The organism is Methylogaea oryzae, assembly GCF_019669985.1.
GTDB lineage: Bacteria > Pseudomonadota > Gammaproteobacteria > Methylococcales > Methylococcaceae > Methylogaea > Methylogaea oryzae.
Genome location: NZ_AP019782.1, coordinates 1717501 through 1727500, shown reverse-complemented (window position 1 = coordinate 1727500; position 10000 = coordinate 1717501). Strand labels below are relative to the sequence as shown.

Annotated in this window: 8 protein-coding genes; 5 read left to right on the top strand and 3 right to left on the bottom strand. The window is 64.9% G+C overall.

Features of this window, described 5'->3' with window-relative positions; all coding sequences use genetic code 11:
- Positions 1–399: 399 nt before the first annotated feature.
- Positions 400–654, bottom strand: a complete 255-nt coding sequence (locus tag K5607_RS07975) for a hypothetical protein (RefSeq protein WP_221048747.1) — start codon at positions 652–654, stop codon at positions 400–402.
- A gap of 384 nt (positions 655–1038) precedes the next feature.
- Between K5607_RS07975 and K5607_RS07970 the strand changes: the two genes are divergently transcribed.
- From K5607_RS07970 to K5607_RS07960, 3 genes are read left to right on the top strand one after another with little or no spacing between them, the layout of a single operon-like run.
- Positions 1039–2061, top strand: a complete 1023-nt coding sequence (locus K5607_RS07970) for an ABC transporter substrate-binding protein (protein ID WP_221048746.1) — start codon at positions 1039–1041, stop codon at positions 2059–2061.
- Positions 2058–2807: an ABC transporter permease gene (locus tag K5607_RS07965; protein ID WP_221048745.1), complete on the top strand. Its 750-nt coding sequence runs from the start codon at positions 2058–2060 to the stop codon at positions 2805–2807. Before K5607_RS07970 ends, K5607_RS07965 begins: the two co-directional genes overlap by 4 nt.
- Positions 2795–3544 carry an ABC transporter ATP-binding protein gene (locus K5607_RS07960; RefSeq protein ID WP_221048744.1) on the top strand — a complete coding sequence of 250 codons (750 nt, stop codon included), beginning with the start codon at positions 2795–2797 and terminating at the stop codon, positions 3542–3544. Before K5607_RS07965 ends, K5607_RS07960 begins: the two co-directional genes overlap by 13 nt.
- Positions 3545–3593: 49 nt before the next feature.
- On the opposite strand, the gene K5607_RS07955 is transcribed toward K5607_RS07960, so the two are convergent.
- Positions 3594–5987, bottom strand: a complete 2394-nt coding sequence (locus K5607_RS07955; RefSeq protein ID WP_221048743.1) for a DUF3604 domain-containing protein — start codon at positions 5985–5987, stop codon at positions 3594–3596.
- 664 nt (positions 5988–6651) lie between these two features.
- Here K5607_RS07955 and K5607_RS07950 point away from each other — a divergent pair.
- A complete protein-coding gene (locus K5607_RS07950; RefSeq protein ID WP_221048742.1) occupies positions 6652–8394 on the top strand; it encodes a methyl-accepting chemotaxis protein in 1743 nt (580 codons plus the stop codon).
- A gap of 35 nt (positions 8395–8429) precedes the next feature.
- Here the strand turns inward: K5607_RS07950 and K5607_RS07945 are convergent, their stop codons facing one another.
- The gene (locus K5607_RS07945; RefSeq protein ID WP_221048741.1) at positions 8430–9302 is read right to left on the bottom strand and encodes an AraC family transcriptional regulator; all 873 of its coding nucleotides are present in this window, start codon (positions 9300–9302) and stop codon (positions 8430–8432) included.
- 113 nt (positions 9303–9415) lie between these two features.
- Here K5607_RS07945 and K5607_RS07940 point away from each other — a divergent pair, with 113 nt between their 5' ends.
- Positions 9416–9967, top strand: coding sequence for a carboxymuconolactone decarboxylase family protein (locus tag K5607_RS07940; protein ID WP_221048740.1), 552 nt, complete (start codon positions 9416–9418; stop codon positions 9965–9967).
- Positions 9968–10000: the final 33 nt, after the last annotated feature.

Below are 10000 nucleotides of genomic sequence, written 5' to 3'. Positions count from 1 at the left end.
GTTTCCCAGCTCAATTTTGGCTCGGCTATATCTAGCGCTTCTTTCAAAGCACTCTGCCGAATATTTCGGTTAAAACCCGATCTTCGACGCGAGCGCCCACACAAATTATTTGACCTGAATTCTTAAAGAACCCGCGAAGCTCTCTGCCCGCGTTAGACGAACCATTCTACAGCATCCCGGCTTCGTGTCAAGCATCCTTGATTAAAAAAGTGCTCACACGCCAATTACTACATTCATACAGACGCGGTTCCCGCCTAATTGGAACCTGCGAGCCCAAGGGGACGATAGCGAAGCCGTCCGCTCCTATATAGAGGGAGCGAGATGGCCGACCGAAACCAAGGGAAGCCGGGTGGCGGCTGTTCGGCGAATAAAACGCTCAAACCGCCGCGACAATGGAATTCAGCCTTCGGGCACCGTCAAAGCGCGCTGCAACATCGCACAACGCGCGCGGTGCAGCGCCTTGGCCGCCTGCGTCGCGGCTTCGCCATTCAAGGCATTGGCGTGGTAGTCGAGCAAATCGACCGCCGGAATGCCCACCTTGCCGCCAGGCAAGGCGATGCGCCGCACCGGTAAATCCGGGGTAGTGGCATAGGCGGAACCGACCACGCAAAGCTCGCCGCTTTCCGATCGGACAAAACGCAGAGGTCGGCTCATTGGGTCATCATTCGTAGCATTGGAAGGACTAGCGACGACAGCGAAGGGAACGGCTGCCCGTCGCTATTATAGAGGGTAAGCTCAAGCCGGCCACCCCAATCGGTCCTCAGCGCCCGCGTACCCCAAGGATCCGCGCCCCTGATCGCGGCACGGCACGTGCCGCCGCGCCCAGGCCATGCCGAAGCCGCGCGGCTGCCGGCCCAGCAACAGCACATCAACAGCCGCTGCTCTCCCGGCAACAATTCTGCGGGCCGGCTTGGTCCCGAAGCGCCCGCAATGCCATCGGCGGCGAGTGGCACAAAGCCTGCAGTCGGGCCGGAACGAGCCGTGCCCATCGAACGCGCGGCCATTACCCCCCCCAACCGTGCCTAACCGAGGAAACCCATGAAACGACTCCCTAGACTCCTAACCGCCGCGGCACTCGCCATGGCCGCCGCATTCCACGTCAACGCGGACACCCGCGTCGAGGTGGGGTACATCCCCATCTTGGCATCGACCCCGCTATTCCTGCTCGAAGCCGAAGGCTGGGCCAAGACCGAAGGGCTGGAATTGAACCTGACAAAATTCGAGGCGGGCACAGCCGCTATCCAGGCCTTGGCTGCCGGCAAAATCGACGTGTTGTACGCAGGCATCGGCCCGGTGCTGGTGGCGCGCGGCAAGGGTGTCGACGCCGTGGTGGTGGCCAATTCCGCTGTGGAAGAGCTAGCCTTGGTGGCACGGGGAGAACTGGCCGAATTGAGCCGCAAGGTGCCGGCGGCGGAAGCCGTGGCCCGGTTGGCCGAAAACCGTAGCGCCGCGGTCAAAATCGCCACCCAGCCGCCGGGCTCCGTGCCCGACGTGGTGCTACGGCATTGGATAAAGAAAGTCACGGCCGTCGACTCCGCCAAAGTCGAGCTGGTCAGCCAAGGGATCGAAAAAACGCAACAAGCGCTGTTGGCCGGCGTGATCGACGCGGCCATGGTGCGCGAACCGACCATCACCGTCATCACCAAAGCCGATCCCCAAGCGGCGGTGCTGGCCCTCGGCGGCGAGATGTTCCCGGGCCAACCGGGCACGGTGGTAGCCACCCGCAGCGCCTTCGTTCGCGATAACCGAGAAGCCGTCGCCAAGCTGGTGGCGCTGCACGTCAAGGCCGTCGATGCCGTTAGAAACGACAAGGCCCGCGCCGCCAAAGCCGCCTGGGAATTCATCGGCAAGGGTTTGATCGAGGAATCGGTGCTGACCGAGGCGCTGGCCTCCCCTTCCTCCAAGTTCATCTCGGATCCGCGCTATATCGTCGAGGCAGCCCAGCGCATGCAGGACTTCCAGACGGAACTGGGTATTCCCTCCTCCGCCGCGCCCGCCGCTCAGGCATTCGACTACAGCTTTTACGACGCGGTGATCGGCAAGGTCGCCGAGCTCAAATGATGGAGCGACACCTCAAGCTTTCGGCGCTGGGGCTGCTGCTATTCTTCGCCGCCTGGGAAACGCTGGCGCGCAGCGGTATCGCCCACGCCTTGCTGGTGCCGCCGCCGTCGCGAGTGCCCGAAGCGTTGATGACCGAAATCGACGCCGGCATTTGGTTCAAGATGATCGGCCGCAGCTTCGTGCACTACGCCTTTGGACTGCTGGCCGGATCGCTGCTGGGCATAGCCATGGGAACCACGGCGGCCATTTGGCCGCGCCTCGCCGCGGCGACCGAGTGGGTCGTACGGCTGCTCCGCCCCATTCCCGCCATCGCCTGGATTCCTTTCGCCATCATTTGGTTCGGCGTCACCGAAACGGCGGCCTCGTTCATCATCGCCATCACCGTATTCTGGCTGAATTTTTTCGCCAGCTATGCGGCGGTACGCTCGGTGGACAAGGATCTGCTGGAAATGGCGCGCGCTTTCGGCCAGGGCGACTTATGGCCGCGCCTGGCCAAAGTGCTGTTGCCTGCGGCCTCTCCCGGCATCCTGGCGGGATTCCGTTCCGGCTTGGGACAAGGCTGGATGTCGGTGGTCGCCGCCGAAATGTTCGGCATTCCCGGCGTCGGCCTGCGCATGATGGAAGCCTCCGGGCTGCTGGCCACCCACGTGGTGGTGCTCTACATGCTCACCATCGCCGCCCTCTACGGCCTGTCGGATTCTTGTTTCGTTTTGCTGCAAAAAAGGATGCTGGCATGGCAGCGTTGATTTCACTCACCGCCCTCGGCGTCGCTTTCGACCAAGAACGCGAGGGCGTGCCGGTGCTGGACGGCATCGATTTAAAGGTACAGAACGGTGAATTCGTCGCCCTGGTCGGGGCGTCCGGCAGCGGCAAGTCGACCCTGCTGCGCGTCGTGGCCGGCTTGCTGCCGGCTACCACGGGCAGCGTCGCCTTTGCGGGCGGCCAAGAAGCCGGGCGGCGGCGCTACGGACTGGTTTTCCAGGAGCCGCGCCTGCTGCCTTGGCGGCGAGTGCTGGGCAACGTGGAATTCGGCCTGGAAGGACACAAGCTCTCCCGTGTCGAGCGGCAACGGCTCGCGCGGCAAGCGCTGACGCTGGTGGGACTGGCCGACTACGCCGAACGCTGGCCCCACGAACTTTCCGGCGGCCAACGGCAACGGGTGGGCATCGCCCGCGCCCTGGCCATCGACCCGGACGTGCTGCTGATGGATGAACCCTTCGGCGCGCTGGACACCGTCACCCGCAGCACCCTCCAGGACGAATTGGTCCGCATCTGGCGACAAACGGGAAAAACCATCCTGTTCGTCACCCACGACCTGGACGAAGCCGTGTTTCTGGCGGACCGCATCGTCATGCTGGCCGGACGGCCGGCGCGCATCGTGCAAGACCATTACAATCTAGCCGCCCGCTTGCGCAAGACGCCGGCCGGCGCGAGGCTAGCCCAGAACCTGGCCGAGGCCCTGGCCGACAGCTACGTGATCTAAAAGCGGCGCCGGGCGTCAGCAACGACGCCCGGCGATCCCGCGACAGGCGCTACCGAAAACCGATAAACACCGGCGACGTCCACACTTTCGCATCGTCCGCCTGCCGTGCCAGCAGGTAGACGGGGCGGAAGCCGTGCGGACCGTTGACCGCGTCCACCACCAGGCTGCCGGACACCTCTCGCGGCAGCGGCGCGTCGCTGAGCCGCTCCACAGCCAGGAACAGCTCGGTGCCACCCAGTTCGCGGCGCAGGCGGCCCGCTTCCAGCAATTCGCGCCCGTCGATTTCCCAGCGGAAGACGGGGCAATGCTCGAACGGGTTGCCGGCCAGCGGATTCCCCACCTTGGCGTAGCCGTCGATGCGGCCTTCAATGACGAGCGTGGCGCCCTCCAGCCCGCTGGCATCGATTTCCAACGCATCGGCGTCGCCATAGGTATCGGAGCGAAAACCGATAACCGTGGCGCCTTCGCGCCAGGCGTTTTCTTCCCGATGCTCGAAGCCCTGCGCCGCGTAGCCATGGATGACGGCGTTGCGCAGGGTGACGGTGCCCCGCCACTCCGCCCAGCGGTAGCGGTCGCGCACCCGCGCGCCGCCCCAGCGCACGCGGAAACGCCGTTCGGAATAACCGCCTTCCTTCTGGAAGTCTCGCTCCCAAAAACATCCGGTGTGATCCCAGGCCGACAACGAGTCCCAGCCGCCCTCGCCGAGGAAGCGGTAGTCCAGCCTCGTCGGCCCGTCATGCTCGAAGGCGTCGCCTTGCACTTGGTCGCCGACGCTGATCAACCCCACCAAGCGTTCGCCGGTGGTGGCCCAAGTGTGGCGCGCGCGCAACGCCGCGGCGATGGACGAACGGGTCAGTTCCGGCGCCAACACCCCGGTCAATCCCCCCTTGGTACCGAACACCGCCGTGCCCGGCACACCGCCGCCGCAACGCCCCCGGTGCTCGTCGCCGGCGGCCGATGCGCCCAATTGGTAGCCGCGAGCCACCGCTTCCTGATAGAACCAGGGGAAATGGCCCCAACTGGATCCCACCTCGATCAGCCTCTCCAATTGCGGATGGTGCCAGGCCAGATTGGCGCGGCGCCCGCCGACGTGGGGGATGAGCAGATGGCCCTCCGGATCGTTGGCGTAACTGGCCCACAGTTCTTCCAGCGGCCAGGCGCCCGGCACGATGTTGTGCTCGCGCATCTCCTCGTTCCATTCGAAGGAACGCGCGACCCGGCCCTGCTCGTCAAACGGGAACGCCGGCCGCCGACCGTGCAGGAACACCACGTTGTGGTCGCCGCCGGCGCAGGAGTTGCCGCACCATTCCGTGCCGGGATAGCACACGAAGCTGCCGTCCCGATGCAGCGTGCGGATCAAGTCCACCGCCCGTTCCCAGCGATCCTGGGTGATGTTGAAGTCGTTGGCGGTGTAGCCGACCACGTCCAGGCCGGCCACGTCCCGCCCGTAGGTGAGGTTGTAGCGGGTGTCGTTGGTGCCGATGGTATCGTCGGAATGGACGTGCAAATCGGCGAACCAGGCGCGCGGCACGGCCAGCGCCTCGTCGATGGTGAGATAGGCCTTGGCCGCCGCGACCGGGGCTGAACCTTCCAGATGGGCGGTGATTTCCAGCTCTCCCGCAACGTCCACCGGCAGATCGTCGATCAGGGCCACCGCCCAACCGTCCCGCGCCAGAGCCACCCGGCGTTCGCCCGCCTGCGCCCCGTCGCGGCGCAGGGTCAGGGCCACCGATCCGCCATGGTCCCAACAAACGTTGCCCCAGGCGTCCTCCGCCCTAACCCGCAACGGAACGGGCTGGCCCCGCTTCGCCAACCTCGGGCCGGTCAGCTGTAAAGCCGCCGCCGGCCCCGGCACCACGTCGAGGCGCACGTCGCCCGGCACGGCGGCGAAGCGCGAAGTGCCGAGAGGGTCCACATAGGCGCGGAAAGCGAAGCCTTTCTCGACGAAGGTCTGCACGCGGGTGCCTGGACCGCCGAAGCGCCGGTCGCCCAGGCGCACCACGACGCGGTCGCCGGGGTTGAGATAGCCGTCCACCACGTCGACCAGGATCGCCTTCTGAAACGGCCGTTCGTGCCCTTTTTGGTCGAAGCGCACTTTCAGCGACTGAACCGTCGCCGGCGGCTGGCCCGGCGCCAGGGAGCCCGGTTGATATTCCGCCGTCAGGTAATTGGCCTGGGCCGGATCGCTGGTTTGGAACAGCGCCCAATCGGAATAGAACTTAAAGGCGATCTTGAACCAGGCGCCGTCGGCGATGCCGGAAGCGCCGACCTCGTATACCAGCTGCAGTTCATGCCAGCTGCCCGCCTCCAGCGCGGCAACCGGGCAGGACAGCCGTCCCAGGAAAGGCATGGCGGCCGTGCGCGCGTAGAGGCCCGTCGGCGCCGTATATTCGCCCAATCGGGACGCGATGGTTTCCGCGGAGCGGGAGAAATCGTCAGCCATGGCGATCCCGCCCCATGCCGCCTCGCGGACGGCCGATCAATCGTTCAATCATAGTGTCCCCTCGTTCGATCGCGCCAAACCGGATGGCGCGAGGACGCGGACCGATGCAAGTTCCCCGCCAGCGTGCCGGGGACGCCAAACGGGGAACGTTCCGCCCCGCCAGGCCGACGCCGGCCAGGCCCCGTGCTGATCGGCCAACAGTCATTCAGCAGCGGCTGCTGCGGAAGCAACAATTAAACGGGGTGAGGTGCCGCGATAGCGAGAAACGGCGGAGCATTCGACATGGCACGCTTCTTGTTTTAACGATGGCGTACTTCCGTACTCGGCAACCGCCGGTGTTGTTTTTGTCTACGAAGCACCTCATGGACACGCCTAGACGACCTGCCTTCGGGCGGGTCTTTTTTTCGAGTCCGGTCGGCAACGCTTCGTGGCCCCGGCCCTGCCCCGTTTACCCGATAGCGTGTGATCCAGCCGCCCCGTGCAACGCCGATTGGCGCGCCGAAGGGGTGATGGGCGCGGTCGATTGTCGGCGCCCGAACTCGGGCCGCCGCGACTGTTCCCCTGAGCCCGCGCGGCGCTTGGCCGTCGCCGGAGTCCAGGGCTTCCGTGACACGCCCCGCCGCCAACCCGAAGGGGCGGCACCTTCCAATCATTCAAGGGACTTATGCCAATCGATACCTCCAGCATCGGATTCAGGGTCATACTTTCCATCGCCGTTCTGGTGATCGGCATGGCCTTGCTGTTTTTCCTGCTTTACGCGTACCACTACAAAAGCGAAGCCATCAATCATGAAGTCGCCGCCGCGCGCAATATCGTCACCATGGCCGAATCCGTGCGGGGGAACATCGCCAGGCAGTGGGAATATGGACTGTTTTCTCCCGGCATCCTAAGAAATGTGCCCTATACCGGCGAAGAAGACTTAAAGCAGAAGGTTTTATCCGCCGCCCCCGTGGTGGCCGCCTGGGAGTCGGCCAAAGCCATCTCCAAAGCGGGCGGGTTCGAATTCAAAACACCGCGCCAGAATCCGAGAAACCCGTCGAACCAACCGGACGAGGTCGAAGCGGCGGCGCTGGAATATTTCAGCGCCCATCCGGAACAAACCGAGTTCTATACGCAGGACAAGAAGACCAACTCCCTGCGTTATTTCCACCCGATCCGCTTGACGCAGGAATGCCTTTATTGTCACGGCGACCCGGCCCAATCCCATGCGTTTTGGCGGCGTGACGACGGCCGCGACATTACCGGTTTCGCCATGGAAGGGAAAAAGGAAGGCGAATTGCACGGCGCGTTCGAAGTCGTCAAAAGCTTGGAGGAAACCGACGCACGGCTGGCGAAAACCCTGGGCGTTTCCGCCGCGTTGGTTATCGCCCTATTGATCTTGATGCTGGCGACCATGCACTGGATAGCCGACCGGATGGTGACGCAACCCATCAACAGCGCCCTCACCCGCCTATTGCACGCTCAGGAACGAGGGGATTTGGCGTTCCGTCTGGACGAAAGCGGCAAAGACGAAATCGGGCGTCTGGGCAACGGCTTCAACCGTTTCGTGGCACGGCTGCAAGCCATTTGCCGGCAGGTCAACCACTCCATCGCCGAGGTGACGTCGACCTCGGAGCAGCTGAGCCGTGTGAGCGATCAAACCACCGAGAGCATGCACGACCTGCAGACCAAAACCGAACGCGTCGTGGCGGCCATGAACGAAATGGGCGTCACGGTGGACGCGGTGTCCCGCCATGCCCGGGCCGGCGCCGAAGCCGCCAGCCTCGCCAAGGACGAAACGCACAACGGCAAGGCCGTCGTATTGGAGACCATCGAATCGATCCACCAGCTTTCCGCCGAAGTAGAAAAAGCCGCCGAGGCCATCACGCAAGTGAAGCGCGACAGCGAGCAAATCGGCGTCATCCTGGACGTGGTCAAAGGCATCGCCGACCAAACCAATCTGCTGGCCCTAAACGCCGCCATCGAGGCGGCCCGCGCCGGCGAACACGGACGCGGATTCGCCGTGGTGGCCGACGAGGTACGCACCCTGTCCATGCGCACCCAACAGTCCACCTTGCAGATTCAAAACATGATCGAGTGCCTGCAACAGGGAACCGAACAGGCGGCGACCGTCATGACCGAGGGCCAGCAGCGGGCTCGCGACGGCGTCGCGATCGCCGCCAAGGCGGGCGATTCCCTGGACACCATCGCGCAAGCGGTGTCGTCGATCAGCGCAATGAGCGACTTCATCGCCCGCGCCGCCGCCGAACAAGCCCTGGTCGTCGAGGAAATCCACCGCAACGTCGTCGCCATCAGCGAAGAAGGCGACAAAACCACCGAGCACGCGCAGGAAACCGCGCAGCGCTGCCGCGACATGGCCCTGCTGGCGACGGAATTGAAGAAGCAAATGGATACGTTCCAAGTCTGACGCGGGCGGCGCGGCCGGTGGCGAGCCCTTCCCGTTCAGGGCGGGGCGGTGCCCCGCTGACGGCGGATACCGCCGGGCCCCATGCCTCGGCTGCGCTTGAACGCTTTTCGAAACGCGGTTTCCGATGCGTAGCCCAAACGCTCGGCCACGGCGGCGACGCTGGCCCCCTCCTCGGCGAGCCAGCGCTCGGCCAACAGCATGCGCCAAACGCAGAGGTAGGAGAGCGGCGGCTGCCCGACCACGGCGGCGAAGCGCTGCGCAAACGCCGTGCGCGACATGCCTGCAACCGCTGCCAGGGTCGCCACCTGCCAAGCCCGTTCCGGCTCCCGATGCACGGCGGCCAGCGCCCGAGCAATGCGTTGATCGGCCAAGCCCGCGAGCACGCCCGGGCGTTCCGCCGCGCCTTCCAGGTACCGGCGCAGCATGAAGACCAGCAGCACCTCGGCCAACCGGTCCAGGGCGATGCGGCTCCCGGTCTGCAGCCTATCCGCCTCGGACAGCATCAGGGTGGAGAGGGACGCCAGCTGCGCCCCGCTGGAGGAGTCGCATTCGCCGGGCAAAACGATGAGGTCGGGCAAGGTGTCCAATATCGGATTGGAACCGCCGAGGCTGAACTCGAAATAACCGCACAGCAACGTGGTGAACGCGGCGCCTGCGTCGCCGGACAAGCGGTGCGGCGTATTGCGGGGCAGCAGGGCCAAATCGCCGGCAGCCAGCGAAACGCTTTGACCGGTAGCGGCCAGCTCCAGCCGGCATCGCCCCGAACCGACGATATGAAAGGAAGCGCGCCGCTCCTGCGGCGAATCCAACGCCCAGTCCCCGCAAAAACTCGCGTGGTGGTAAATCCGCGCCCGCAGCCGAATCGTGGCGAGGATGGCGGACAACACATCGTCTGAACGATCGATCATAAAATTTGGACGATATCGTCTATGGCGTTCCGTCAGAACACCTTAGCATAGGCCCGAACGCGCGGCCACCCTCGCCCCGCCGATCGCTCCTCCCTCCATGACCAAGGAAGACCATGACGACGTTCACTTTCCATAATGCCGCCGGCGCCCCCGTCGCCGCGCGCCCCATCCTGGCGCAGGTCGAGAAGACGCTCGGCTTCGTTCCCAACCTGTTGGCGGGCCTAGCCGAATCGCCCTGCGCGCTTAAGGCCTACCTGCTGCTCACCGACTTGCTGGACGAGTCAAGCTTGAACCCGGCCGAACGCCACATCGCGGCGCTGGCGGCCAGCCAGGAAAATCGTTGCGACTATTGCGTGCCGTTCCACTCCCACATGGCCCTTTCCGTGGCCGGCCTGGACGACGCCACCGTCGAAGCGGCGCGGGCCGGCCGCGAGCTGCCCGACGCGCGGCTCGACGCCTTGGCGGCTTTCACCCGAACCCTGGTCCAACAGCGCGGCTGGGCCGGCGACGACGACATCGCCGCCCTGCTCGCCGCCGGTTACAGCCGCGCCAATGCCTTGGACGTGGTGCTGGCAATCAGCTTGAAAACCTTGTCCAATTACAGCAACCGGATTATGCGGACGCCGCTGGACGAAGCCTTTGCCGCGGAGGCTTGGACGTCTTGATAGACAACGCCGGGTTTTGCGCTTAGGACAGAA